General features: G+C 41.8%; 27 protein-coding genes. 13 read left to right on the forward strand and 14 right to left on the reverse strand.

Annotation, left to right across the window (positions count from 1 at the left end; genetic code table 11):
- From RMY64_RS32490 to RMY64_RS32505, 4 genes are all read left to right on the forward strand, one after another.
- On the forward strand, positions 1-160 hold a 160-nt coding region (locus RMY64_RS32490), incomplete at its 5' end, for an alpha/beta hydrolase (protein ID WP_322702202.1).
- 310 nt (positions 161-470) lie between these two features.
- A complete protein-coding gene (locus RMY64_RS32495; protein ID WP_322682602.1) occupies positions 471-926 on the forward strand; it encodes a pentapeptide repeat-containing protein in 456 nt (151 codons plus the stop codon).
- 492 nt (positions 927-1418) lie between these two features.
- Complete coding sequence (locus RMY64_RS32500; protein WP_322688159.1) at positions 1419-2675, forward strand: MFS transporter; 1257 nt, start codon at positions 1419-1421, stop codon at positions 2673-2675.
- 238 nt (positions 2676-2913) lie between these two features.
- Positions 2914-4098 (forward strand): anion transporter, encoded by a 1185-nt coding sequence (locus tag RMY64_RS32505; RefSeq protein ID WP_322702177.1) that lies wholly within the window; start codon positions 2914-2916, stop codon positions 4096-4098.
- 189 nt (positions 4099-4287) lie between these two features.
- Here the strand turns inward: RMY64_RS32505 and RMY64_RS32510 are convergent, their stop codons facing one another.
- The 3 genes from RMY64_RS32510 to RMY64_RS32520 all read right to left on the reverse strand — a co-directional run bounded on the left by RMY64_RS32510 (position 4288) and on the right by RMY64_RS32520 (position 8620).
- Positions 4288-5682 carry an RNA polymerase subunit sigma-54 gene (locus tag RMY64_RS32510; RefSeq protein WP_322702178.1) on the reverse strand — a complete coding sequence of 465 codons (1395 nt, stop codon included), beginning with the start codon at positions 5680-5682 and terminating at the stop codon, positions 4288-4290.
- A gap of 171 nt (positions 5683-5853) precedes the next feature.
- Positions 5854-7179: a sigma-54 dependent transcriptional regulator gene (locus tag RMY64_RS32515; RefSeq protein WP_322702179.1), complete on the reverse strand. Its 1326-nt coding sequence runs from the start codon at positions 7177-7179 to the stop codon at positions 5854-5856.
- A complete protein-coding gene (locus RMY64_RS32520; protein WP_322702180.1) occupies positions 7172-8620 on the reverse strand; it encodes a sensor histidine kinase in 1449 nt (482 codons plus the stop codon). Before RMY64_RS32520 ends, RMY64_RS32515 begins: the two co-directional genes overlap by 8 nt.
- 287 nt (positions 8621-8907) lie before the next feature.
- On the opposite strand from RMY64_RS32520, the gene RMY64_RS32525 reads away from it, so the two are divergent.
- On the forward strand, positions 8908-9870 hold the full coding sequence (locus RMY64_RS32525) for a hypothetical protein (RefSeq protein WP_322702181.1): 963 nt from the start codon (positions 8908-8910) through the stop codon (positions 9868-9870).
- A 433-nt stretch (positions 9871-10303) separates the two neighbouring features.
- Here the strand turns inward: RMY64_RS32525 and metK are convergent, their stop codons facing one another.
- The gene (gene metK / locus RMY64_RS32530; RefSeq protein ID WP_322682594.1) at positions 10304-11578 is read right to left on the reverse strand and encodes a methionine adenosyltransferase; all 1275 of its coding nucleotides are present in this window, start codon (positions 11576-11578) and stop codon (positions 10304-10306) included.
- Positions 11579-11837: 259 nt separating this feature from the next.
- Complete coding sequence (locus RMY64_RS32535) at positions 11838-12842, reverse strand: phosphoribulokinase (protein WP_322675356.1); 1005 nt, start codon at positions 12840-12842, stop codon at positions 11838-11840.
- A gap of 1220 nt (positions 12843-14062) precedes the next feature.
- Between RMY64_RS32535 and petH the strand changes: the two genes are divergently transcribed.
- From petH to RMY64_RS32560, 5 genes are all read left to right on the forward strand, one after another.
- Positions 14063-15409: a ferredoxin--NADP reductase gene (gene petH, locus RMY64_RS32540; RefSeq protein WP_322682608.1), complete on the forward strand. Its 1347-nt coding sequence runs from the start codon at positions 14063-14065 to the stop codon at positions 15407-15409.
- Positions 15410-15537: 128 nt separating this feature from the next.
- Positions 15538-16824 carry a homoserine dehydrogenase gene (locus RMY64_RS32545; protein WP_322682593.1) on the forward strand — a complete coding sequence of 429 codons (1287 nt, stop codon included), beginning with the start codon at positions 15538-15540 and terminating at the stop codon, positions 16822-16824.
- A gap of 297 nt (positions 16825-17121) precedes the next feature.
- Positions 17122-18261, forward strand: coding sequence for a DUF262 domain-containing protein (locus RMY64_RS32550; RefSeq protein WP_322702182.1), 1140 nt, complete (start codon positions 17122-17124; stop codon positions 18259-18261).
- The gene (locus tag RMY64_RS32555) at positions 18258-19373 is read left to right on the forward strand and encodes an AAA family ATPase (RefSeq protein ID WP_322682591.1); all 1116 of its coding nucleotides are present in this window, start codon (positions 18258-18260) and stop codon (positions 19371-19373) included. Before RMY64_RS32550 ends, RMY64_RS32555 begins: the two co-directional genes overlap by 4 nt.
- Positions 19374-19398: 25 nt before the next feature.
- Positions 19399-20331 (forward strand): hypothetical protein, encoded by a 933-nt coding sequence (locus RMY64_RS32560; RefSeq protein WP_322702183.1) that lies wholly within the window; start codon positions 19399-19401, stop codon positions 20329-20331.
- A 536-nt stretch (positions 20332-20867) separates the two neighbouring features.
- Here RMY64_RS32560 and RMY64_RS32565 read toward each other — a convergent pair.
- From RMY64_RS32565 to RMY64_RS32605, 9 genes are all read right to left on the reverse strand, one after another.
- Entirely contained in the window at positions 20868-22028 is a 1161-nt protein-coding gene (locus tag RMY64_RS32565; protein WP_322702184.1) for a site-specific integrase, read from the reverse strand.
- A gap of 120 nt (positions 22029-22148) precedes the next feature.
- The gene (locus RMY64_RS32570) at positions 22149-22349 is read right to left on the reverse strand and encodes a hypothetical protein (RefSeq protein WP_322675392.1); all 201 of its coding nucleotides are present in this window, start codon (positions 22347-22349) and stop codon (positions 22149-22151) included.
- A 37-nt stretch (positions 22350-22386) separates the two neighbouring features.
- Positions 22387-22719, reverse strand: a complete 333-nt coding sequence (locus RMY64_RS32575; protein ID WP_322702185.1) for a hypothetical protein — start codon at positions 22717-22719, stop codon at positions 22387-22389.
- A complete protein-coding gene (locus RMY64_RS32580) occupies positions 22709-23248 on the reverse strand; it encodes a hypothetical protein (RefSeq protein WP_322702186.1) in 540 nt (179 codons plus the stop codon). Before RMY64_RS32580 ends, RMY64_RS32575 begins: the two co-directional genes overlap by 11 nt.
- On the reverse strand, positions 23230-23502 hold the full coding sequence (locus tag RMY64_RS32585) for a hypothetical protein (RefSeq protein WP_322702187.1): 273 nt from the start codon (positions 23500-23502) through the stop codon (positions 23230-23232). The genes RMY64_RS32580 and RMY64_RS32585 overlap by 19 nt, the downstream gene beginning before the upstream one ends.
- Positions 23502-23915 (reverse strand): hypothetical protein, encoded by a 414-nt coding sequence (locus RMY64_RS32590; RefSeq protein WP_322702188.1) that lies wholly within the window; start codon positions 23913-23915, stop codon positions 23502-23504. The genes RMY64_RS32585 and RMY64_RS32590 overlap by 1 nt, the downstream gene beginning before the upstream one ends.
- A gap of 108 nt (positions 23916-24023) precedes the next feature.
- Entirely contained in the window at positions 24024-24278 is a 255-nt protein-coding gene (locus RMY64_RS32595) for a hypothetical protein (RefSeq protein WP_322702189.1), read from the reverse strand.
- Positions 24265-24735: a hypothetical protein gene (locus tag RMY64_RS32600; protein ID WP_322702190.1), complete on the reverse strand. Its 471-nt coding sequence runs from the start codon at positions 24733-24735 to the stop codon at positions 24265-24267. Before RMY64_RS32600 ends, RMY64_RS32595 begins: the two co-directional genes overlap by 14 nt.
- Positions 24710-25012, reverse strand: coding sequence for a hypothetical protein (locus RMY64_RS32605; RefSeq protein WP_322702191.1), 303 nt, complete (start codon positions 25010-25012; stop codon positions 24710-24712). Before RMY64_RS32605 ends, RMY64_RS32600 begins: the two co-directional genes overlap by 26 nt.
- Positions 25013-25474: 462 nt before the next feature.
- Between RMY64_RS32605 and RMY64_RS32610 the strand changes: the two genes are divergently transcribed.
- The 3 genes from RMY64_RS32610 to RMY64_RS32620 all read left to right on the forward strand — a co-directional run bounded on the left by RMY64_RS32610 (position 25475) and on the right by RMY64_RS32620 (position 26706).
- Entirely contained in the window at positions 25475-25891 is a 417-nt protein-coding gene (locus RMY64_RS32610) for a hypothetical protein (protein ID WP_322702192.1), read from the forward strand.
- A gap of 338 nt (positions 25892-26229) precedes the next feature.
- Positions 26230-26451, forward strand: a complete 222-nt coding sequence (locus tag RMY64_RS32615) for a hypothetical protein (protein ID WP_322695321.1) — start codon at positions 26230-26232, stop codon at positions 26449-26451.
- An 87-nt stretch (positions 26452-26538) separates the two neighbouring features.
- A complete protein-coding gene (locus tag RMY64_RS32620; protein WP_322702193.1) occupies positions 26539-26706 on the forward strand; it encodes a hypothetical protein in 168 nt (55 codons plus the stop codon).
- Positions 26707-26708 lie beyond the last annotated feature (2 nt).

Raw genomic sequence — 26708 nt, forward strand, 5'->3', positions numbered from 1 at the left:
TTTTTCTTTTAATCCTTTTATTCAGAATACTCGGAAAGTGACAGAAGAGGGTTATGTCAGGGATTTTCAAATCAAGTACATTCCTAATTGTGGCCATTGGGTGCAGCAAGAACAGCCGGAATTAGTTAATCAGTATATGCGAGAATTTCTGAGGACTTAAGCTAAACTATCAATTGATAAATAAAGTATAAATACTCATAAAATTAGCTATAGCGGATAGCGCCAGCTTTTAATTTTTAAAGATTTAATAGTAATTTAAGAGGGGACGTTTTTGAGGAATTATTCGGTAAAAATTGCCAAAAAGTCAGAATTAATGGCATTTTTGAGATCACTTTTATCTGAGTTTCAGATCGCAACTACCTTGTCAGGAGATAGATTGTCACAAGAGAGATTGACCTCACGAAGTTTAGTGAGATAATAGAGTTGTGAGGGACAGAACGGACGCAAACTTGATTATTAAGGGGGAAATTATGAAACTCCAGCTATTAGCGGCCATGGCCTTAGCAACACCCCTATTTTTCGCTAGCTCGGTTAGAGCCGAGAATCCACAGGATTTACAAAAGCTGCTTTCAACTGGGGAATGTGTTAGGTGCGAACTATCAGGAGCTAACCTCAGTGGCGCTCATTTAATTGGTGCTGACTTGAGAGGCTCGAAGCTCCAAGGAGCTAACCTTGTAGGAGCTAACCTCGAAGGTGCTGACTTAACTGGTGCAAACTTGGCAGGTGCTAACCTAACATCTGCTTATGTAACCAATGTGAATTTAAAGCAAGTCAATCTCAACGGAGTAAATTTTACTGGCGCTACTATTCACGATTCTAATGTGTATCAAGCATCAATGAACAATCTAAATCTTACTGATGCGGAAATATTTAACACTGGAATCGGGATTGGTGGTGAAGACGCTGAAATTCCCGATTGGAAATAGCCCAACTGACTACACAGCTAAAAATCAATACAACATAGGTTTTGGTGGGTTTTAAATCAAATAAACGACTTTTTTGCCAGAATTGTCCTTAAAACCTGCCTCTACAGAAATATTAATAAAAATGAAATTCCCTTTGCGTTGTAATTACTTTACTATGGCAAAAGCAGAGGGGATTTCTTTTTGCGATCGCACTGATATCCACACAAAAAAGTGCAATTAAAATCTAAAAATCTTCACTATTTCCCATTAAAGAAAGGACTTTACTCCTCCCTCTCCTTACGGAGACGCAACGCGTTCGCCTTTTAGGGGAGGGAGAGGTCTGTCGAACTCACGTTAATTGAAAATCAGGGTTTCGGCTATTACTTGTGTAAGTTGTATCTGGCACAAAGAAGGTTTTTTCGCTAGATGCAGCCGGACACTATTGATTTGGCACGATTTTTGCACAAAAGGATTGTGACCGCTCCATAGCTGACAAAATATCACTAAAGACTTATGCAACAACAGCGAAGACCGAGTAAGAAGAGTTTGCGATCGCTTGATTACTTGAATGTGTTTCTCGCAGATGTGCGCGATGGTGTTGGGCCATATCTGAGTATTTACCTGAAAGCCTCAGCAAATTGGAACCCGGCTCAAATTGGCATGGCGATGTCAGCTTCGGCAATTGCCACAGTTATTGCCCAAACACCAGCTGGTGCATTGGTTGACAGGCTACGTCAAAAACGAATGTTGATTGTACTGGCGGCTGTGTTTGTTTCTATCGGCTGTATTGCTATGGGCTTGTTCCCCAATTTGCCTGTTGTCATTGGCTCTCAGATTATGATTGGGATTGCTGCTGCAATTTTTCCACCTGCGATTACTGCTATTACTCTGGGACTCGTAGGACATGAGAGATTAGATAGGCGAGTAGGTCGTAATGAAACATTTAACCATACAGGAAATCTACTAGCTGCTACTCTCGCTGGTTTAGTGGGTTACTTTATTGCCCGCAAGGCAATATTTTTCTTGGTTGCAGCTATGGCTGTGGGCAGTATTATTTCAGTGAGGATGATTCGCGAAAGAGAGATTGACCACGAACTAGCGCGTGGAGATGGTGAAGAGAGAGAGGAGGAAGATAATCAAAAACATCAGCAGGGCTATGAAGGCATATTGCAATTATTGAGCGATCGCCAAATCTTATTCTTTACTATTGCAGTAGTTCTGTTTCACTTTGCCAATGCTGCTATGTTACCGCTAGTTGGTCAAGAATTGGCACAGGGTAAAGGGACAAGTGACACAGTTTATATGTCTGCTTGTATTATTGTCGCTCAGTTAGTGATGATTCCAGTGTCTAACTTGGCTGGGCGTTTTGCACATACAGCCCGAAAACCTATATTTTTGCTGGGTTTTGCCGTCTTACCGATTCGAGGAGTGCTGTATACGTTTTCGGGCAATCCCTATTTTCTCGTTTCTGTGCAAATTCTGGATGGTATTGCAGGCGGGATTTTTGGTGTGCTTTCGGTGTTAATGGTAGCTGATTTGACTAAAGGCACGGGACGCTTTAATGTTACCCAAGGAATGCTCAATACTGCTATTGGCATTGGTGCGGGTTTGAGCAACGTGCTGGCTGGATTTGTGGTTAAAAGTGCTGGTTACAATGTTGGTTTTTTGATTTTAGCAGCGATCGCAGTTGTGGCTTTAGCAGTTTTTTGGTTCTGTGTACCTGAAACAAAAACAGGAGTTAATAGAAAAGCATCACCTCAAACCGCTTAGGGCAGTCATTAATTATTAGTCATTAGTCATTAGTCATTAGTCACTTGTACTGAGCGTAGTCGAAGTATTAGTCGTTAGTCATTAGTCCAAAATAAACCCGTTCACTCCTTAACATGGTTTGAATTAGTCCCATAAAAGATAAAGTTTTTCCACCCACAAGAGGCAAGGTATGCACTAAAATCCAATGACCAATGACAAATGACCAATGACTACTTAATCAAAAGCATCTAGCAAAATCATGATTGTTTTCAGATACATCATCATTGGACTGACTTATATCGGTTTGGGTTTAGGATATCTCCCTGGTTTGCGGATGAACCGAGCCAGTATTGCTTTAGTTGGTGCATCTTTGCTGATGGCATTCGGGGTATTAGACCTCAAAGAAGCATGGCAAGCAATAGACTATAAAACGCTGATTTTCCTGTTTGGCATGATGATAATCAGCACGAACTTAGCTTACGCTGGGTTTTTCCAATTAACCCTTGATACAGTTACACACTTCACCCGCAGCCCTTTAGGTTTGCTAATTGTTTTAACTTTCGGCAGTGGAATTCTCTCCGCTTTTTTTCTGAACGATACCATCGCTCTAATTTTGACTCCTTTGGTTCTCGGTTTAACCCAAACTTTGAACCTCAATCCGATTCCTTACTTACTTGCCTTGGCAGGAGCAACAAATCTGGGTTCCGTGGCTACCTTAAGTGGCAATCCACAAAATATTTTGATTGGTTCCTTCTCTGGGATCAGCTATCTCGATTTTGCAAAAGCATTGACTCCCATCGCATTAGTAAGTTTGTTAATCCAAATTGGGTTATTGTGGTGGCTTTATCCTGATGTTCGTTCTACTAAGTCTTGTTTGAGTGTAACCCCCGTGCGTTACCGCATATTTAAACCGTTGCTTACTAAAAGTTTATTGATAACAGGAGGACTATTAATTGCATTTTTAATTGGGATACCTCCAGCCCAAGCAACACTTGTAGCTGCTGCTTTACTGTTTATTACTAGGCGAATCAAACCGCAACGAGTTTTAAATAAAGTTGATTGGAATTTACTGGTGATGTTCTCTGGGCTATTTGTTGTGACTGCTGGAGTAGAAAAATTAGGCATATTGAATTTATTTAGCGGTTTAGTTTATAATCCCTTGAGCATATTAGGAATTACTGCTCTGCTTTCAAATTTAGTTTCTAATGTTCCAGCAGTATTATTACTACAACATTTAATTCCCCATCCAGACACGAAAACTTGGTTACTATTAGCAGCAGGATCTACTTTAGCTGGTAATCTAACTTTGTTAGGTTCAGTTGCCAATTTAATTGTTGCTGAGGCTGTTGCAAAACTTGGTTATCAATTGTCATTCTGGGAACATCTGCGTTTTGGTCTACCGCTAACTGTCGTGACTCTCATCCTGGCTTATTTTTGGATTTAGTTATTTGTCATTTGTCATTTGTCATTTGTCATTTGTCATTTGTCATTTGTCAACAATCAAACTTAAAATTTCAGCCTCAAAGGTGCAACGTTCAGGTTCAAAGGTGCAACTTCGAGGCTCAAAGCCGCAACGTTCACCTTCAAAGGCGTAACGTTCAGGCTCAAAGGCGCAACGTTCAGGTTCAAAGGCTCAACTTTGATATTTCAAGAGACTTCCTTGCTTCCTGCTCTTGCTTCCCATCTTTTTATCAGTCAACTTACGCTGATGTGATGACTTTATTCCGGCAATTTTACGGTATTTTGTGACTGTTCTGCGAGTAATTGGCAGAGAAAATTGGATTTTCAAAAGCTGGGCTAATTGCTCATCAGTATAAGGATTGGGGGGTGATTCTTCTGCAATTAACTGTAATAGCATCTGTTGGATTTGTTGAGGAGTACGTCCGCCTACTCCGACAGGAACACATAGTGAATGCAACGGAATTATCCGACTGTGTTGATTGCAAACTAATATATACCGTCCCCGCACAATCCGACTGACTGTAGAGTTACTAAGTCCTACCGATTGAGCTACTAATTGCTGAGGGGTAGATACTAAGTCTAATTTATCCCGACTCTGCAAAAAAGCTTGCTGTCGCTCAACTAAAAATTTCCCAACTTTGAGCAGATTTTCTTGCCATTGTTGCAAAGCTGTGAGTAAATTTCTAGCTTTTTGTAATAATGCTTCTAGTTGTTGGGTATCTCGCCTTGCTTTTGGTGATTCCTGCAAAAGCTTAATGGCTTCGGAATTCAGACAAAAACGTTGTTTGACTTCATAAGCTAAAGAAATTTGCCAACTTCCAGCTATTAGCTCAACCTTTAAATCGGGGGTGACGATGGGAGCATCGCTACCACCGAAGTTTCTAGCGGGACGGGGTTCTAATTCTTGAATCTCATGAATAGCATCGGTGATTTTCTCGATGTCAACATTAATATTTTGGTTCAGTTTTTGTAATAGTACTTGATAATTTTGCTTTAACTCGGAAGTATTGCCAATACAATTTGCTATGTCTTCTAAATAATTTTTAACTAGTAAAAAAGCTAGACTTTCAGGCTGGTTTGTGAGTTGTATTAACAGACATTCTTGCAGGGTTCGCGTACCAATTCCAGGTGGATCTAAACTTTGGAGGAGAGGAATAACAGCCTCTAGTTCTTTTGTACTCCAGATACTACCATTTGCCCAAACTTCTGGAGTTTCTTCTAAGTAACCTGAGTTTGATAACCACTGAGTTAGATAGGTTAAGGCTTTACGTTGTCTTGACGGGATTGACAAAGCTGATATTTGTCCAAGAAGATGCTCGCTTAAACTTAATTCCTGGGCGATGGGACTATACCAATTAGGTAGAATATCATCTAAAAGTGCTTCGTTGGTATGGAAATCAGAATTTTCTATTATAAATGGATTGTGTTTACATTCTTCTCGAAGATGGTCGAATATTCGTTTACCATCCCACGGCAAAAAGCGAACTAAATACTGTAGAGTTGGGTAAATAACAGTTTGAGTTTCTAGATGTGTTTCTAATGTAGATGCTGAGTTTAAGGAATTCATTAGTTAGGAGTTAAGAGTTAGGAGTTAGAAGTTAGGAGTTAAGAGTTAAGAGTTTGATCTCGTTCCCATGCTCTGCATGGGAATGCTCATCTATAGGCTCTGCCTATAGTCCAAGGAGGCGCTTGGCAGAGCCAAGGAACGAGAAGTTAAACGAGAAGTTGAAAGTTTTTGCTATAAATTCCATTGTTTCTTTTTTTGTTCAAAGCTTTCGACAGAAATTCCTAATGCTTTGTGGGGTTCTTGGGGATAAAGTGCTAAAGCATGGCGGATAAAGTTTATTTCTAATTGAGCGATCGCTTGTTCTAAATTTAAATTCATCTGATATTCTCGATTAAAAATGAGATGCTCTGGAAGAATGGTTCTTCCTCCAGAAAAAACTGCTGCTCTCTCTAAAGTATTTTGTAGTTCTCGCACATTTCCGGCCCAACCGTAACCTCTGAGTTTTTCTAGGGCGGTTGAGGTAATTGCTAAATTTTTAATTCCATTTCTGAGAGCAATAGAACTTAAAAAATGTTGGGTAAGTTGTTCTAAATCTTCGGGGCGATCGCACAAAGGTGGCAGTTCAATTCGTACTACATTAAAACGATAGTAAAGGTCTTCTCGAAACTGATTCAGGCGTACCAATTGTTCTAAATTCCGATTGGTGGCAGCTAAAATGCGGACATCTACAGTTTTGGTTTGGTTACTACCCAAGCGCTCGAAGGATTTATCTTGTAATACTCGCAACAATTTCCCTTGAATGATTTGGCTCAATTCTCCAACTTCATCCAGAAAAATTGTACCGCCATTAGCTTGTTCAAAGCGACCTATTCGCAAGTGATTCGCTCCAGTGAAGGCTCCTTTTTCGTGACCAAATAATTCTGCTTCTAATAAATGTTCTGGGAGGGCTGCACAGTTAACTTTTACTAAAGGGCCGCGACTGCGAGGGCTAGCATTATGTAGTGTGGAAGCGACCAACTCTTTGCCTGTACCTGATTCGCCGACAATCAAAACTGTGGTGTTTCCTTGTGCAAGTCTACCAATGAGTTTAAAAACTTCTGCCATTTTAGGCGATCGCCCCAACAGTTCTTCTGGTTGTCCGAGATTTTGAATATTTGCTTCACCAATTTGCTCGGCGGATGCTTGGGAATGAGCTAAAGCTTTTTGCGCTAAGTTGACTAAATCTTCTAAATCGAAGGGTTTAGTTAAATAATCATAAGCTCCCAATTGCATAGCTTCAATGGCTGTACGACTTGTTCCATAAGCTGTCATCACAATTACTGGCAGTTCAAACAACGTTTTGCTACCTAAAGCTTTCAAAACAGCATTACCCTGAGTTTTGGGCATTTTCAAATCTAGAAACACCAAGTCAGGACGAGATGTGATATCTTGTTGAATCATCTTCAGTCCTTGTTCTCCGTCTCCCGCCTCTACTACGTCGTGGCCTTCATCTTTTAAAATCTGCGCCATCGCTTGACGCAAAGCTTTTTCATCATCAATAATCAAAATTTTAGCCATCGTTGTGATTCTTCGGTAAGTAAACGCTAAAAACGGTGCAACCCGGTTGAGATTTCAAATCAATATGCCCTCCGTGGCGGGTGACAATCTCGTGGCTAATGGCTAAACCTAAACCTGTTCCTTGGGGTTTTGTAGAATAAAAAGGATCGAAAATGCGATCGCGTTCTTCTGGTGCTAAACCTGCGCCATTATCTTTTACCCAAGTCACTAAGTAGTTTTGCTCTTGGCTGACACCAACCTCAACTTCGCTTTCTGGTGGACTTGCTTGGATGGCATTTAAGATTAAGTTAACCATCACCTGTCCTAACTCTCGGCGGCGTAGTGGTACTTGGGGCAAAGGTTCAGCAGCAGAGCGATAAAAAAGTGTTACTCCCTGTTCTTCGGCTTTGAGACGTAATAGAGAAACTGATTCAAAAGCGATCGCTTCTAGGGAAGTAATTACCATTTCTTCTTGCTGATTTTGGTCAAAATACAATAGCCGTCGCACCAACATCTCTAAACGGTCTACTTGTTCTAGTAAACTAGCGATCGGTAAAGTCGTAATTCCCTGCTTTTTTAATTGCCGTTCTGTATATTGCAAATTGAGGCGCATACTAGCTAAGGGATTGCGGACTTCATGAGCTACCCCCGCTACCAGTTGTCCCAGAGAAGCCAAGCGCTCAACTCGGTGTAAGCGCTGCTCTAACTCTTGGCGATGGTATTGCATACTATTAATTGCAGTTCCCAACAGTCCCATTTCTGCGGGTAGCGGCGGAATTAGCGAAGCTTTATCCTCTTCCATTGCTTTAATACTTTGCTGGAGTCGCTGCACTCCCCACTGTAGTTGTAAGGCAATATAAAAAGTCCAAACTCCTACAACTAAAATTCCTAAAACTACGAAAACACTTAAAACGTTTTGATTCCTATCTTCTAGATGAGGCATACGTTTCATCGTCCACACTGCTCCCCACAGAGGTAGAGGGTCAGCACGCAGTACCAAGATATCAAGACCAGGGTGCAGTACTAATTCCTGGGGTAAACCTTGGCTTGTGGCTCTCCGAGTCAATTGCAAAATTGTGTCTCGTTCAGCAGGAGGAATATCTTTTTTGGGGACAGGGCCCCCGTGGGTAGGATAGGCATAGCCTAAAAGCTGGTCTTGTTGCAGCAGATAAAATCCTCCTTCTACCCTTGTGAAAGCAGTTAGGGCATCGTTTGAAAGTTCCGCCAACGGCTTACCTGGCTTTGGTGTTTGCCCAAGATTTGATTCCCAAAACAGCTTAATTAGTCTGGTGTTGGCAAAAGCTAATTCTCTCTGATTTCTGGCAACAACAGCACCTTCTAGACTTTGAAATAGTTGTACCACTAACCATAAAGCAGCTCCACTTAAACCTAAAAAAAGGATGCTGAGGATTGTTAGCTGTCGCCGGAGTGTCCAACGTTGAGATAACACAATAGGTTGCATGGAATAAGGGTTAGAACTTCTAGAAGTGCAAAAACTATAGCGGTTCTCGTTTGGATGCAGTATCCGTTGACCCCACCCCCAACCCCTCCCCGTTCTTCGGGAGGGGAGACAAAGCGTAGCTTTGGCGGGGTGGGGTTCCGAGTGAATTACAACGAAGTGCAAAAACTATGCCAAATTTCAGTTGCTCATTTTTCATCCTGCCTTACTAGCTAACGAGTGTCTTGTATCTATGGCACGAGTTTTGCACTCTTACAGTTCTAGTTAGCAATTAAATTGAATTAAAGCAGATGAATAACTCTAAAGTTCGCATTCCAAAAGAAATTGCTGCCGATGTTTTCGCTCAAGCGGCTCAGTTGTATGCCCAAGAAAATCAGGATTATTCTTTAGAAGAGATTATGGAGGCTGGGGCAGAAGTACAAATTCCGCCAGAGGTGATTCAACAAGCTATACAGCAGATTCAAGCCAAGCAAATCCGAGAGCGCGATCGCCAACGCAAGTTAAAGTTAATTTTAACTAGTGGCGGCATTGGAGCCGCGATCGCACTTTTCGGTTTTTGGACGTACAATACTGTTGCTAGTAATGCTACACCAAGCGGGCGATCGCTAGAAGCTAATCTCCCAAGTGCCAATTTAGCCAATGCTAATCCTCTAGATATTCCCCCAGCACCCCCACCAGAATTACCCTCCACAGCCGGAAGCACTTTCAATGGAGAGGTAAAACAGTATCTTCTCAACCCTGAAGGTAAGGTGGATGGGCTATTACTTAATAACGGGCTACAGGTAAAGTTTCCTCCCCAGATGGCGGACAGTTTGGTGCGGATAATTACCCCAAACACGAAAGTGAGCATTTTTGGCGATCCTGGCTTTTCCACTCGCTTTGGACAGGAAGTAAGAGCCAAAAGCATTACCAATTCTCAAACTGGACAGACTTTAGTTGAACAACCTCCCACAATCGCCCCCCAACCACCCAGCTTGAGCAACTACAGTACCTTATCTGCACAGGGAACTGCTCAGAATTGGTTGGTGGGACATCGAGGAGAAATTAACGGCGTTATTATATCTAATGGCACTATTGTCAAGTTCCCGCCCCATGTAGGCGAACAGCTAACCAGTATGGCAAACATCAAAAACACAATTCAAGCCAAAGGATTCGGCACTCGCAATCGTTACGGTCAGATTTTAGAAGCTACAGCATTGTCAGTTAATGGGCAATCTGTATCTTTGCAACCAAAAGCCATCATCGATCCGTAATACCATTAACGAAAATCTTTGCAACAGATGAATCTGCTGTCGGGGCATTTAGCTTGACAAAGTAGTAGTTTTATATCATGTCCGCCTAATTAGTTTTGCTTCCCGAATATATGCAGAAAGCCCAAAAGCCCCTCTCCTCTGCACCTTAACCTCCTCTGCTCCCTGCTCCCTGCCCCCTTGCAGTCTTAATGATAAGTCTTTTACCAGACACGATATTATAGCAACAGTCAAGGTGGTTAGGACATCAACAGACGATAAAACTTAGACACAAAAAGGCTTTTCACCCAGTCCCCAGTCCCCAGTCCCCAGTCCCCAGTCCCTTGCTATATTTGTGGATATTCAGGTGGCTAGCAAAAAATGAGGGTATTGCTAACTTGTTAAGTTGCCAATACCCTCACGTAGATAAACTAAGTTTTTGTAGTAGCCTATAAGTCTAAGTTACTGCCTGAGCAACTACTGCCGAAAGTGACTCATTTGCTGCTTGCTTCAACAATTCGGCTTTATCGGTCTGTTCCCAAGGCAAGTCTAAATCAGCCCGCCCAAAATGACCGTAAGCCGCGACGTCCTGATAAAAACGTCCGCCTCGTTCACTTGGTAAGTTCCGTAAGTTGAAGGTATGGATAATCCCTGCTGGACGGAGTTCAAAGTGCTTGTTGATTAATTCCAGTAAGGTTTCTTCATCCACTTTGCCAGTACCAAAAGTATCCACTAGAATGCTTGTAGGCCGCGCTACACCTATAGCATAAGATAGCTGGATTTCAACTTTTTCTGCTAACCCAGCAGCGACAATATTTTTCGCTACATAACGAGCCGCATAAGCAGCAGAACGGTCTACCTTCGTGGGGTCTTTGCCAGAAAAAGCGCCACCACCATGTCGTGAATAGCCACCGTAGGTATCAACGATTATTTTTCGTCCTGTCAGACCAGAGTCTCCTTGAGGGCCACCAACGACAAATTTGCCAGTGGGGTTGACTAAAAAACGCGTTTCCTGATTGGGTTTAACGTCAATGTCGCCAAAAACAGGTTCAACCACTGCTGACCAGAGGTCTTGTTTAATTTTGGCTTGTACCGCCGCCTCATCCGTAATTTCCCCAATACTAGCTGTATGCTGAGTGGAAATTAGAATCGTATCAATACCTACTGGGCGTCCATCTTCGTAGACTACAGTTACTTGGGTTTTGCCATCAGGACGCAGGTATGACAGTTCACCTGTTTTACGGACTGCTGCCAATCGGCGAGCAATGCGGTGGGCGAGACTGATGGGTAAAGGTGTCAGTTCTGGTGTTTCGTTGCTGGCAAAACCAAACATTATACCTTGATCGCCCGCACCAATTTTATCGAATTGTTCATCACTATCTTGTTCGCGGGTTTCTTGGGCGGTGTTAACGCCTTGGGCAATATCGGGTGATTGTTCGTCTAAAGCCAGCAGAACGCTGGTACTGTTAGCAGAAAAACCATTGTCAGCATTGGTATAACCAATTTCAGCAATTTTTTTTCGGGCGAGATTGACGAAATTTACATTAGCTTTGGTGGTTATTTCACCAGTGATTAGCACCAAACCAGTATTAACTACGACTTCAGCGGCGACACGACTGCTCGGATCTTGTGTCAATAGGGCATCCAGAATAGTATCAGAAATCTGATCGCAGATTTTATCTGGATGACCTTCGGTGACTGACTCAGAGGTAAATAAATATCGACGAGACAAAAGAAATTCCTCCATCAAGAGTTTTTTCGTTGACTAAATGTGAGTATTTAGTTCAACTACTAATTTCTGAAATCATAACAATATTTATACTTCAGTCGTTAGTATCTTCTTGATATTGATAAAAACCAGTAACTATAAGGTAAATATCCGTAAGTAAGATAAATGTATGCTAATTATTTTGTAGCTAAAATGTATTTAATAACACAAAAAAAGGAGCACTCGAAAGCGCCCCACAAGCTTTGACACAAACACTGCTGCTTTAAACCTGAATCGCTAACTTTGCTTCTGTAGCTGTCAACCGCTCATAAGCAGCACGCATCTTCAAACCTGTAAGCACTTGGAAGAAACCAGTTCCATTATTGGAACCTGGATACTCGCGGTGCTGGAGTAACAAGTGAGTCAATTCACCCTGATATTTTGTGGATGTATTGCTGAGATGGGTTTCGATATAAATGACTTCTTCCAAATTGTCAAATTGACCATCCACCTCTAGTACTGAAACATAGCGACCGTAGTAAACATCTGAACCGTAGTACAGTTGCATACCAGGATAAGAACAGGTCAGCTTGCGTCCACAGGGAGTCCAATTGATTGTTGATCCTTCATCAAATAAGTAAGTTGGATCGAAGCCTTCCTTACCTTCCCGCTGGAGCATACGTACCCGTAAGACTCTACGTTCGGTGTCGTTTTTGATCAAGTTTGTGGGCAATACCTGAAGAACCACATCAGCAAATTCTCTTTGTGGTTCGATAAATTTATCAAAGTCAGGTTTGCGAGAATTAATTTGTGCTAACACATCTTCGTAGCGATGACCGCGTTCAGCCATATCTCGCTGGATTTTCCAGGCAATTTTGACCTCATCGCTAATGTCAAAATAAACACTGAAGTCGATTAGCGATCGCACCCGCTCATCATATAAAGGATGCAGCCCTTCAACAACTATAATATGATTCGGCTCTATCCGCTCTGGCGGATCGATCAAGCCGGTTTCGTGGTTGTAAATCGGCTTATCAATCGCTTGACCACTTTTGAGCGCTTTAATTTGCTCATACATCAGGTCAAAATTGTTTGCTCTGGGGTCTAGTGCCGTTATCCCCGTTTCTTTACGCTGTTTGCGATCTAGGGAATGATAGTCATCTAAGCAGATAACTGTCATTAACTCTTCACCAAACAAATCGATCAAACGACGCAAAAACGTAGATTTACCGCAACCAGAGTCTCCGGCTACTCCAATCAGTACCACGCGTTCCGGCTTACTTGTCATAAATCTCCTCTAAAATACTAAAGTTGTGTCAATAATTTTTCACACAGCAGATTCTGAAGCCAGGAGTTTACCCCTTTGGTTTATCCTGCGTTCTTGCTACCTAGCACATCTATAAGACACCAAGCAAGTAGACAACAAAGTAATTAAGTTGCTACTCGTCGGACTAGCCTGAATGTTGGTGCCGGTAAGTATTTAATCCTAGTGATATATTTGATTTTAACAGAAGGGGGTATCCCATACAAGATTGCTGTCAAGAAGAATTAACGTGGTTCCTCAATCATTTTTTTGTTAATTTAGTTGTTAATTTAAAAATGGGGATCGTTACTGCCCATCAGTGTTGCACCTTTATCTGTCTGCTACTTGTGACTCTATAGAATCAAGCGTATAAGGTATAATTTATTATTGCAGCAAAATTGCTGCAAATTTTCTAATGTTCCTAAATTGTAATTTCTGCTCGACAATACTTAATATATTCAAAGCAAAAATCTATCCAACGAATGAGGAAATAACTTGCATTACCCAAATTATTGCCTGTAAATTTATGAATATGATCATATAGAAGCGTTGAGGTTATGGCAAAGTACTGATGCAAGGTTGACAGATTTTTCACATCAAGTGAAACTAATTACAGTTGCTGAAATTATGATTGTCTATCTCGTGATATTTGTGGCTGGAGTTGTCCTAGTTATGTAATTGTCCATAGATAGGTAATGAAGATAGCTAATAACATTCCAGAAGAGTAGTAGATTTGGAGAAGTAAAACCAATTGGAAGAAAACCTTCTTTTCTTGACATTCTCCGATTTAAACCCCTGGAGTAAGCAAGCACAAGGGAAGCTTGTGGAGGATAACTTCGAGCGGTAGCTTCCACCGATTGAAGTAACTCTCCGAGAATATCTACTATTGTGAGTCGATCGTAGGGTACTAAGGTAAAAAGCTATCTCCCTGATGGGGGTGGTAGTTAACGAAAAAAAGATTAAATTGATTCATTATTAACATTCTCCACAAGACTTATCCTTTACCTTAGAAGGTAAACAGGTGTGTTTTTGCTATGCCTGCATGTCTTTGGTGAGTGTACTTAGCAAGGCATTAATTTAATGATGCCGTTTTTCCTTCAGGGCCAGTTTTGTGAAACGAAAATCCGGTAAACTAAAGCTGGCAAGGTAGGGGAATAGTTTTTTTTTGAAAAACGGTTAAGTAAATTATCGGAGTGGTAGAACGAATGTACAATCAAGGTGCTGTTGAGGGTGCTGCCAACACAGAATTAGGTAGCCGCATCTTCCTTTATGAAGTAGTGGGTTTGCGTCAGAGTGAAGAAACCGATCAAACTAACTACCCAATTCGGAAAAGTGGCAGTGTGTTCATCAGAGTGCCTTACAACCGCATGAATCAAGAAATGCGACGTATCACTCGTCTAGGCGGCACAATTGTTAGCATCCAACCCGTAACTGCTCTAGAGCCAGTTAATGGTAAAGCCTCACTTGGAAATGCTAATAGCGTTGTCAGCGAGTTAGCGACATCTGGGGAAAATGCTGACAGTGAAGGGAATGGTAAAGCCACACCTGTAAAAGCTGATAGTGAAACCAAAGGTTTTGCTAAACCACCAGCTGAAGAACAGCTCAAGAACAAGGACAAGAAAGGCAACACCATGACTCAAGCGAAAGCCAAAAAAGACCACGGTGACGTTCCTGTTAACACTTACCGTCCCAATGCTCCGTTCATTGGCAAGGTAGTATCTAATGAACCACTAGTCAAAGAAGGTGGTATTGGTATTGTTCAACACCTCAAATTTGACATTTCCGCCGGGGATTTGAAGTATATAGAAGGTCAAAGTATTGGGATTATTCCACCAGGATTAGACAAGAACGGTAAACCAGAAAAACTTAGACTCTATTCCATCGCCTCAACTCGTCATGGCGATGATGTGGATGATAAGACAGTATCACTGTGCGTCCGCCAATTAGAATATAAGCACCCGGAAACTAGCGAAACAGTCTACGGTGTTTGCTCCACACACCTGTGTTTCCTCAAGCCAGGGGAAGAGGTAAAAATTACAGGGCCCGTGGGTAAGGAAATGTTGTTACCCGACGATCCTGATGCTAATGTCATCATGATGGCAACCGGAACAGGTATTGCCCCCATGCGAGCTTATCTGTGGCGTCAGTTTAAAGATGCGGAAAGAGCAGCTAACCCAGAATACCAATTTAAAGGATTCTCTTGGCTAATATTTGGTGTGCCGACAACTCCAAACCTTTTATATAAGGAAGAACTGGAAGAAATCGAACAAAAATATCCTGATAACTTCCGCCTCACTCCTGCCATTAGCCGCGAACAAAAAAATCCTCAAGGCGGTAGAATGTACATCCAAGACCGCGTAGCAGAACATGCTGATGAATTGTGGCAGTTGATTAAAAACGAAAAAACCCACACCTACATCTGCGGTTTGCGAGGTATGGAAGAAGGTATTGATGCAGCCTTAACTACTGCTGCTGCCAAGGAAGGCGTAACCTGGAGTGATTACCAGAAGCAACTTAAGAAAGCTCATCGCTGGCACGTAGAAACATACTAAATTAGTCATTAGTCATTAGTCATTTGTCATTAGCAAAGGACGAAGGACAAATGACAAAGGAAGCAGGATAATCAGTAGGTAGGGCAAACGCTCTACCTACAATTGTTATTGGTTAAATTGGGTGCAAAATGGGTGTGAAACTAGGAATACTGGGATTAGGCACCGTGGGAACGGGAACAGTGCAGTTGTTGCAAGATAGTGCTGGGCGTCACCCATTGTTGCAAGAGATAGAAATTTATCGGGTGGGAGTCCGATCGCTAGATAAACCCCGTGCGGTAGAATTGTCTACGGAAGTAATAACAACAGATTTAGAATCTATTGTCAACGATCCAGCGGTAGATATAGTAGTTGAGGTAATGGGTGGACTGGAACCGGCGCGATCGCTCATTCTCAAAGCTTTAAGTAATGGTAAGCATGTAGTCACAGCCAATAAAGCAGCGATCGCCCGCTTCGGAGCAGAAATTTTCACAACTGCCAATCAAGCAGGCGTATACGTGATGTTAGAAGCCGCCGTGGGTGGTGGTATTCCAGTGATTCAACCTTTAAAGCAATCTTTAAGTGTTAACCGAATTCATACTGTAACAGGCATCGTTAACGGTACAACAAACTACATCCTGACGCGGATGCAAACAGAAGGCAGCAACTTTAATGATGTCTTAGCTGATGCTCAACGTTTGGGTTATGCTGAGGCTGATCCCACTGCTGATGTGGATGGCTTAGACGCAGCTGATAAAATTGCCATCCTGGCATCATTAGGCTTTAGTGGACGCATCAACTTACAAGATGTTTATACTGAGGGCATTCGGCAAGTGAGCAAAACAGATATTGCCTACGCCGAAAAATTGGGATTTGTGATTAAATTGTTAGCGATCGCTAAACGTGATACTCCCTCATCTTCCCTCTCTGTCAGAGTTCATCCTACCTTAGTGCCTCAAGCCCACCCTTTGGCTAGCATCAACGGCGTTTACAATGCCATTCTTGTGGAAGGAGAACCTATAGGGCAAGTAATGTTTTTTGGCCCCGGTGCTGGTGCTGGTGCAACTGCTAGTGCTGTCACTTCGGATATTTTGAATTTAGTTGCTGTTCTCAAAACTAATACAGCAGTTACAAATCCATTATTAACTTGTGGGCATCAAGAATACTGCCAAATTGCGCCGATGGCAGAATTGATAACTCGATTTTACGCCCGTTTCCTCACCAATGACCAACCCGGAGTTATCGGTAAATTGGGTACTTGCTTTGGCAACTATGGCGTTAGCTTAGAGTCAGTTGTCCAAACAGGCTTTCAAGGGGAATTAGCAGAGATTGTGGTTGTCACCCATGATGTGCCAGAAGGCAATTTTAGGCAAGCTTTGGCAGAAATTCGGGAGCTGTCAGCGATCGAAAGCATTCCCAGCTTACTGCGCGTACTTTGAGATTAATGTTTTAGCGATCGCTCGGTGTTAAACCAGAAGCATAGGTTTTTAGCTTTAAGGTGCGATCGCTGTGACTTTACCGGAGGCGATCGCGCCAATTTTTGATTTAGCTGGGGAAGGTAAACAAGTAATAGACTAGTTACCTAAAGGCGCGAAATCTTTTTGTCTATCTGTCATTTGGCAAGATAGTAGGATTGAAATACGCCAGTTAAAAAGCCCCATTTGCTCATGTAGTAACACCAAGCATCACTAATAACTGAGTGAACAAACAATTGTTAATACTAAGGAGTAAGCGCTGTGACAGATTTGAGTAACTACAATGCAGAATTAGCTGATGAAGAAACTTTAGAAGAAAATAATGATGAGGAACAATATGATAAAGTTACTTTTCAATATGATCCTGATAAAATTAATATTACTACAAGACAACCAACTATTGAGCAATTATTAAGACGAATTGATGAAGCAGCACTTGATTTAGCACCTGATTTCCAACGTCAAGCAAATATATGGAATCTAGATGCTAAAAGTAAACTAATTGAGTCTCTTCTGATTCGGATTCCATTACCAGCTTTTTATATAGATGCTACTAATGATGATAAATGGGTAGTTGTTGATGGTTTACAACGTCTATCTGCTTTAAAGCACTTTGTTAGTGATAAAAGTAAAGATAGACTTAAGCTAAGTGGACTAGAATACCTCACAAATCTTAATGGTAAAACTTATGATGAACTAGAACTAAGATATCAACGGCGAATCCTAGAAACTCAACCTACAGTCTATTTAATTGAAAAAGGGACTCCTACAGAAGTCAAATATAATATCTTCAAAAGGATTAATACTGGAGGTGTAGGGCTTTCAAATCAAGAACTGCGTCATGCTCTAAACCCAGGTAAAGCCAATAAATTCTTGCGAGAACTTGCAAATTCTTCAGAATTTATAAAAGTAATTACACTTAGTGAATCTAAAAAAAAGCGTATGGATGACCGAGAGTTTATAGTTGGTTATCTTGCATTTATGCTTACTTCATATAAAGATTATAAAGAAAACACTAGGGATGTATTTTTAAGTGAAGCTTTATCTAAAATAAATAATTTAACTGATTCTGAATTAATAAATATCAAGGAAAAATTTAAAAAAGCAATGCTGGCTGCTTATGATATTTTTGAAGAAAAGGCTTTTCGGAAAATCTCTTATAAAAATAATAGGAAGTTTCCATTAAATAAATCTTTATTTGAAACTTGGTCAATATATTTTAGTCAACTAAACGATAAAGAAATACAAATTTTAAAGCAATACAAACAGAAAATAATTGAGATTTTTATTCAATATATAGATAATGATAAAGAATTTCTTGCATCTATATCCCAAGCTGCTAAAAAAGTTGAGTATAGATTTGAGATTATTGGTAAAATAATTCAGGAAGTACTTTTATGATTCGTTATCTTCGTCTAATTAACTTCAAAAAATTTGAAGATCAGTTGCTTGAATTTAGACCTTTAACACTAATCTCTGGACTTAACAGCACTGGAAAATCTTCTGTGCTTCAATCACTACTATTACTACGCCAATCTTATCAACAGGATTTATTGCCAAAAACTGGCTTGGCGCTAAATGGTGAATTAGTCAGTATTGGTACAGCACAAGATGCCCTTTATGAGGGTGCAAAAGATAACCATATAAGCTTTGAGATTATCTGGGAAAAGTATGAAGGTATATGGGATTTTAATTACAACCCAGATAAGAAAGAAGAAGATGTTTTAAATGTAATTTCAGAACCAAATGAATCTGAAATCCGTCAATCATATATTTTTAGCAAATATTTTCACTACCTTCAAGCGGAACGAATAGGCCCACGTTCATTTAATGAAATATCTGATTATCAAGTCCGAAGACTTAGACAAATTGGTACTAGAGGAGAATATACAGCGCATTTCCTCTATATTTATGGACGTGAAGCAATACCCATACCAAATCTCAGCTATCCACAAGCAAAGTCAATGAATCTGATAGATCAAGTGGAAGCATGGATGAGAGAGGTAAGTCCTGGTATACGTATCGAAATAGAAGCTAACTCAGCGATGGGTTTGGTAACTATTAAATATTTTTATGGAGATAGTAATCGTTACCGTGCAACCAACGTTGGTTTTGGAATTACCTACACTTTATCAATTATTGTAGCTATACTTTCATCTCCTCAGAATACACTAATCCTAGTTGAAAACCCAGAGGCTCATCTTCACCCTAGAGGACAAGCCAAAATGGGAGAACTATTAGCACTAGCAGCTAGTTGTGATATTCAGGTTGTGATAGAAACTCATAGCGATCATGTTTTAAACGGGATTCGTCTTGCGGTTCATGGTGGCATTATTCCCCCGCATTATGTCCAGTTGCATTACTTTCAGCAACAAGAAAAACAAGGACAATCTTTGACAAAAGTAGTTTCACCACGCATTGATCGGAATGGCAGAATTGATCGATGGCCTGATGGATTCTTTGATGAGTGGGAAAAAAGTTTGGATGTTTTGTTAGAACCTGCTGGAGAGTAGATCGTGGAGATTGACCTAGTATTAAATGAACTTTCTCTGCAAAATCCTACCTCTGATAAGCAAACAGCGCGACAATGGATGTCGAACTTCGATTAACACTATAAAGGCTGTCAAAGCTCAGGGTGTGAAAGTCTATCTTCGCACTAAAGATAACTTTCATACAACTATACTTGCACCTGACTATCCTTTACGTCGTTGGCTTAATGATCCGGAAGTAGATCAAGTTGAACGAGGTTTTATTAGAACTCTAGCAACAGGAAGTCCTTTCTCAACTAATATTGCAAATTCAGATATTCAAGAGATTGAAAATAATGCTGGCTTGTCTGAATTTTGGCATCAGGGAGAAACTGCAATTGGACTTGGTATTGCTTATATGCTTGATGCGATCGCAGTTAGCTTGCTTTTTGAAGAATGCTGGGATTTAAGCCACCTAGAACTCGCAGCCAGACGAATTGATGAAGATGGAGAGGTAATTGATTACATTGTAGAGATTATTCATGTTAGTCGTAGCAACCATGTGCAGGAACACGCGCAGTGGATACAAAAACGTATTCGTACCGGAGTTATTGACGGTGAGGATCTTTGGAATCGGAGAAAGGAATTATTTCCCAATCTGGAGTTTTGCGAAAATGTCAGCAAACAGATCCAAAACCTTTATTGTAGAACTCCAATGCTCAGGCAGGTTGTAAACAAGTTGTTTGAACTAGAAAACTACTGTAAAACTTGGACAGATGGAGCTTGTGATTTAGACCTGATTCCTAGCAAAGCAACTCCAGAAAGTGACTCTAGACTTCAAAAATTAAAGCTGAAACTAACATTTAAGTGTCCTGATGATGTACATCGTATCTTCAGTTTGCACTTAAGAATGACTGGTGCAGGGGCTTGGCGGCTTCATTTTTCTGAAGAATTAGGGCCAGATAAAATTATCATTGGGTACATCGGGCCAAAAATCCAATAATCTTAAAGCCTAATTATAAAAAGCGATCGCCTACGCGTGCTAAACTCTCACATTTTAAGCGTCCAGTAGGCAAAGTGAGCGTGTCCACTGGAATGCTAGGAGGCAAGAGGGTTTTTATTTAAATTAGTCAAAGCCTTAATTTATCCTCAAAAATAGGGGATTTCAGAGATTGACGCAAGATTCATTTAGGCAAGGGTAAATTTTCAAAGGCTGAAGAGAGTGGGTGACGAGGGATTTGAACCCGCAACCAATAGATTAAGAGTCACCGTCTCATTGCAATCGCAACGCAAAAAACCAGCAACTAGCTGTTAGTTGATTCAAGTTTAAATTTGCAGATTTAAACTAAAGCCGATCTCCGAACGGATTAGTCCAAGGGTTTTTTCGTGTATATTCAAATGGAAATTTGTAGTACATCTTATTTTCGAGTCTCCACTTAAAACTACTCAGCAATACTGATTTCAGTTTTCCTCTGTACACAATGCAGTAAACTCTACGACCTTTTGCGGTGTAATCATTTCTAAGTAGTGTGATCATTTTCAAATAAGTTCTGGTGGCAGGGGGCGATCGCTTTTATTTATCGCCAAGTCAAAAGCTCTTTGGTGATGCTCGGCGTTGATCCATGCGTGGTAGAGGTTACTGTGAACTGACAAACTGTGCCCCATCTGCTGCGCTGCAAGGGATATGTCGACTCCATACTCTAGAGTGCGAATAGCCCAAGCATGGCGAAGATCGTAAACTCTAAATGGTAAACCATCATTTCGCCTAAATCTTTGAGTAACCGTTCTGCCAATTGCAGAATTATTTCGGGTTAAGTTGATATCGGGAATTTTGACATTAGGCAAGCCAAATGAGTCAAACCACTCTGGATGAAAGGGCCAGACTTTTCTGTAACCAGTCTTACCGGCGAGGACGGTAATAATTTTATTACCTGCTCGTAGCTGCTCTAAATCTAAGAAAAATACTTCATGATTTCTCAATCCGTAAGTGGCAAGCATTCCAAATATCCACTGCCACTTCACATCCCCTAGATTTGAATGGCATTCAAGAATTAATTTGTCCGTTGGCAGACTGCGGGTCTGCCTGCTTCTCGCGCCATAACTTCCCGAATAAGAATTAGGATTAAAATCAAGATCAGCAAATTTAGCCAACAATCGCAAGGTCAGGCAAAATCGTTTCCGGGTTCTAGTGTCTGGAGTAGTTGTTAAAATGGCTTGCTTTAGTACTTCATTATTAAGTATTTCGTGTTGAGGCAGTGTTTTAAAAACTGTTTGATATTCAACCTTCCATGTACTTTCTGTCTTGAAATTACGTTGCCTTCTCTCAAAATAATCTTTCTCGAATTCTTGAATCAATTCACCAATGGTTTTCACTTTACTATTCTGTGATTCTGGTTTTAAATAATCATTCCAGTCAAAGTTTTTAGTATCAAGTTTTAGTCTGAGAAGCTTTGCTTCTCTTTCAGCAAGCTTTACACCGTCGAGGTTAGCGACAGTAATATTTATTTTTTGTTGATGCCAGCCGTTTTTTAATGCCAAAGGTTTTGGGGGAAGTGTTGCACGCAAATAAAGCCTGACACCAATTTGTTCAATTTTGATGCCGTAAATACGGAGTCTTCCGTTAGCCTCCTTAAGAGCGTGTTCAATATTTTTCATGAAATTCCCATTAAAAATCCATCCCAAAATGAAGTAGGTTTTCATCTACTTCTCATTGGGGAAAACTATTTTGAATTGCCGAAGTTCGAGTATTGGGAAAAGCGATCGCACTCCTCAAAAATGCGTTCGCCCTTGGCGTTGGCGCAGCCATCGCCTTTGAATTAACTATGGTTTTGGCTTCTCAATAATTATTGAGCCTTCACCATTCGGATAGGCTATACTAACAGCGCTGCAAGGGGAGTTTTCAAGAATTTTTATCTCTTTAGGGAAGTGCACTTCTAATTCACCCTGACTCATTTCAAAGCTTTCAATTGCGTTGATCATCTTACTGGCGTTAGGTATGGTGACTTTGAAATTACTACTCATTTTGTTGACCCTCATCTAAATTTTGTTGCAATCGCCTTCAACTTTTGAAAGGCTCCATAACTCTGCCAGCAATACCAGACACGAAGCCCAATGACACGCCACACCAGACATAAGAAGGTCTGACAAACATAGTGGCAATACCAATAACACCAGACCAAAACAGACCTGTTGCTAATATCTTTAATCCTTTGCCCTGTTCGTGGCTGTTCAGGGCTTCGGCGATGATCCGCGAGTTCTCTAAGGAGGTAGTAATTTTGAGAATATCCGCTTGGCATTCCCGCTCAATTCGCGCGATCGCTTCTCGATCCGCCTTGACTGGAGACGATGCCATTTTGACAAGCACCAAACTTAGTACTTCGTTACCATCCATTCCTCTGTCCCTCCTCTAAAATTTGTTGCAACACCTGTTTACCCTTCTCCCACTGCCCACCTCCCAGCCGCAACACCTTTTCAATTACGTGAGTTTCTCCCTTGACTTCAATTAGCGACTTCACAGCCAAATAGAAAGCTTTTGCCTCTGAAGTTGAAGTCTGAAGTTCGCTACCTCGATCCGCGCTCGGCTCCTTATATAAGTGTTCCAGGCTAGTTTTTAATTCCCGATCGACTTCTGGCGGGTAAGTCGGTGCAGCGCCGTAAATTTCATAGAGCGCTTGCTCTTGCTGTTGGGTGTGCAGCCCGATTTCTACTTGTTCGAGTTCTTCGTTCATAGCTGTTAGCGCTGCACGTCGCGCATCTTGTCGAATGAGTCGGTGTGACTCCTGGACTAATTGCACCGACGCCACCAGCGCCAAGGTGTAACTGATTCCCTTGCCAATTTGGGGTAACGGAGAAAGTGCAGCTAGCCAAAATGCAGCCGCGCTAGCTAGCAAACAGTTGGTTTTTAACCACCGAGAAGCCATGACAGCATCCCTCCCAGAACAATCGAAACTGCGATCGCAATCAGCAAGGCATAATAATCGGGTTCCGCTAATTTGAGAAACTGTCTCACCGCGTCATCTGTTAGCAATGCTAGGCAGAGCGCAGCGCACGACATAATATAGACAACCCACATCACCCGGAATAAAGCAGGATGCAGCGCCCCTAGCCAAGCCACAAAGCTAGAGGCGATACATCCCAGTAGGAACCAAGCCCCCAGGTGTACCGCCTTTGCCATTAGTATTTTTCCTTGATTTTGGCTTTCAGTTCGTCGATGCGTTGCTGTGCCTTGTTTTCAGCGCGGTTTAGACCAAAGCCAAGTCGAGCGTATTCAGGGCGCAGCGTGTGCAAGTGCCTTGCGGTCGTTGCGTCAGACCGTTTCTTGGCAAGTTCGCTGTCAGCAACTCCCCTAATGTAGTTACGATGAGCAGTGTGTACCTGTGCGTCTGATTCTTCAAGCTTTTTGAGAGATTTGTAGGCGCGTTTCGCCTGACGCGCTTCCTCTCTTTTTTGAGTTGCAACTCGCTTGAGTGCGTCAGCCTCAGCCTTATTAAAGTAACGTGGTGTATCATTGACGGATGCTGTCCTGACAGTCTCCCAACTCCCCGCATTCACTGGGTTAATGACGGTTGGATCTGTTGGAGATAGCACCTTGTTTTTATCTATGCCGTGGCCCCCAGTGGAGAGCGACGATTCATTATTCTTGTTGCTGGACTTTGCAGCGCTGGTAATTCGTGCAAGGATTCCCATGTTTACTTCCTATCTACAAACTTGGTTTTTGACTTTCTCAAGCTGTTGGCTTTGAGCTTTCATTTCGCGCAGTTGCACTTGATCCGCGCTCTGATAAGTGGAGATTGCACCCATACTTAAACCGGCGACTAACGCAGCTGCAAGCATGACTAAAAATGCAGCAAAATTATTCCCGGCTGGTGCGGGTTCTGGATCGGGAACTGGGTAAAATTCCCCAGTGAACGGGACAACTTTACTGGTGCGCTGCTGCTTAGTCTGTTTCATCTCCTCCCTCCAAAAGTCTTGGCTGATAAGTGGGTAAGAGTAGATGCTCGGTTCCTGCGTTGATGGCAGCGCGGACTGATAGTTGCACTATTTGGCGCTGTTGGGGTGTGGGATTGTCCCGCATCTGCTTGATGCGTTGCAACGTTCGCCCCGGGAGCAGTCGCCAGTATTCCTCTGCAAGTCGCTGTGCATCCTCCTCTAACAGAGACTCAAGTAAGTCGGGTGCGTCGGATTCTGCATCAAATTCTGCGCTGTCATCTGTTGCAATTTTCGATGCACGCCGACTCTGCAACAGTTCAATTCCCGCTTCAGTCCAAAGATTTTGCTTGTGATCGTCCTTGACGACATGAATCTCAAACTGGAACACTGAAGGATATCGGGTTAACCAACTGCGGATCGTGCTTTCTGGGATGTTGGTTAACTTGGCAGCTTCAGGAGTGGTGTACAGGTTCGGCATTCTGCCCCCAGCGCACTTGAGAAACAATCGCTTCCATTACTCCTGCCTGGTCAGAGAGTGAGAGCTTATCTCTCATATCTTTTGCGATCACAAAAATTTCCCCCCGAACATCTCCGTCTAGCTGGCAACCAATATGTGATGCCAAGACGGTGAGAATAACCAGCTTTTCTCGCTTGGACATTTTCTCGAACGTGCTGCCGTACTCCTCTTGAACTGTTTGTAAAAGTGAGTTATCGCCTGGGGTATAAGCCGTGTAGTAGCCTAATGGCTTAGACATTGGTAAAATCTCCTACATATTAAAAACAAAGCATTATTGATCGGCGATCGCAATCCTTACCTGGCTGCGATCGCCTTTTCAATTGATTTCTGTTACATTCATGCTGTTTTCCCTTTCAAGTTATTTTTGAACCGACTTAGTTTTAGTTGAGGATATCCAGGGCACTTTGCTCTGGATTTTTAATGGCTGCTAACCCCGCGACGCTACGACTTATGGGTGAATGCAGTTGTCAGTCATCAGTCATTGGGCATCAGGTATAGGGTGTTTCCGCGCAAGGTGGCGCGGGTGCTTGCTCCAGTTGCAACGCGAACTGTCAGGCGTTGGGGAGCGGACTTCTGCATAAAACGTTTTCGCTATTGGTTTTGCATTATGCATTATCATGTTATATATTTATGCATAATGCAAAACTAAAAGTCAAGGTGCCTGAAGTTTTGCATTATGCAATAATCAGGGAGGAAGCCAGTGGAGAATTTTAGTCGAAATGTCAAGACCAAAGAAATATCTAGAGCAAACTCACAACAGGATGCTGAGAATGACAGACAAAGACTGGGAGGATTTGGAGGAAGTGGCTTTGTCGATGGGATTGGGCAGCAGAACCGATTTGTTAGTAGGGCTTGCGAGGAAAACAATCCCGACAGCAATACTTACTTCATCGGAAACAAGTTTGAATGTGGAAGTAGTTCTGGGAAACTCCTAGAAGAGGTTTTGCTCTTAAAACAGCAATTCCTCGAATATGTAAAATCAGATCAAGACCGACTAGAAGCAAGGTTAAGCGAAAGCAAAAAGCAAGAAGAACAATTTCTTGCTCATGCTGAAATAATTGAAAAAAGGCTCAGAACAGCACTTCTAATTCAAGAGCCAACGAATAATAACGAATAAAGCCGTTTGCCTGTTTGGGTAAACGGCTTTATTCGTGGCGTATTGCGCTCACTTCAAATCGGAGTGCGATCGCCACGAACTGCTGCTCTATTAGCGAACTCTAGTAAAACTTGATACTTAAGTGACGAATAGCAATATTTTGAGTTACGAGAAAAAGTTCAAACACAAATACGGGTATCTTCTGATGCAAGCATCAATAGACCCCGTAGATGGTGGAATGAGTTGCTCTACCAACTCAATTCACTATGGAAATTTTAGTCAATCTCATAATAATCCTGTACCTCGTAATCGCGGTAATACAGCTAATCGAATATCTTCACTGCCGATGGAAAAACTTTATGGCGCATCGTGCCACCACTCCACGCGGCAAAGTCTCTCACTCATACCGGAACGACCCCACAAACAGAGCATTGCAAAGCGATTTACTCATCTTGCTCAAAGGAGATGTAGCCACAGCAAAACGCCTTTTACTACAGCAGAGACGACGAAATCCCGGCAAGTCAGACAACTGGTATCTAGAAAAAGTAATTTACGACTTGGAACGCGATCAGCGTTGGTAATTAATTCCTCAATACTCAAAGTTTTGCGGCGGCTAACCAGCACTAGGAACAGCCGCTATTTTTATTGACCAATCTTGATTACTAACCATGAAAATAATTCTAAAAATCACCACTGGGGAAATAGTCGCAACAAAGGAATTGGTCGGCTTACTTGAATTCCCTGGTTTCATTTTCCATCAAGGACATCTTTACAAACGAGTAGAACAAAGTCTGTCGGAGGCGACTTACCAGTGGGAGCCACATTTGCATATCTAACA

It is taken from the genome of Nostoc sp. DedQUE08, from assembly GCF_034530895.1.
Classification (GTDB): Bacteria; Cyanobacteriota; Cyanobacteriia; order Cyanobacteriales; family Nostocaceae; genus Nostoc.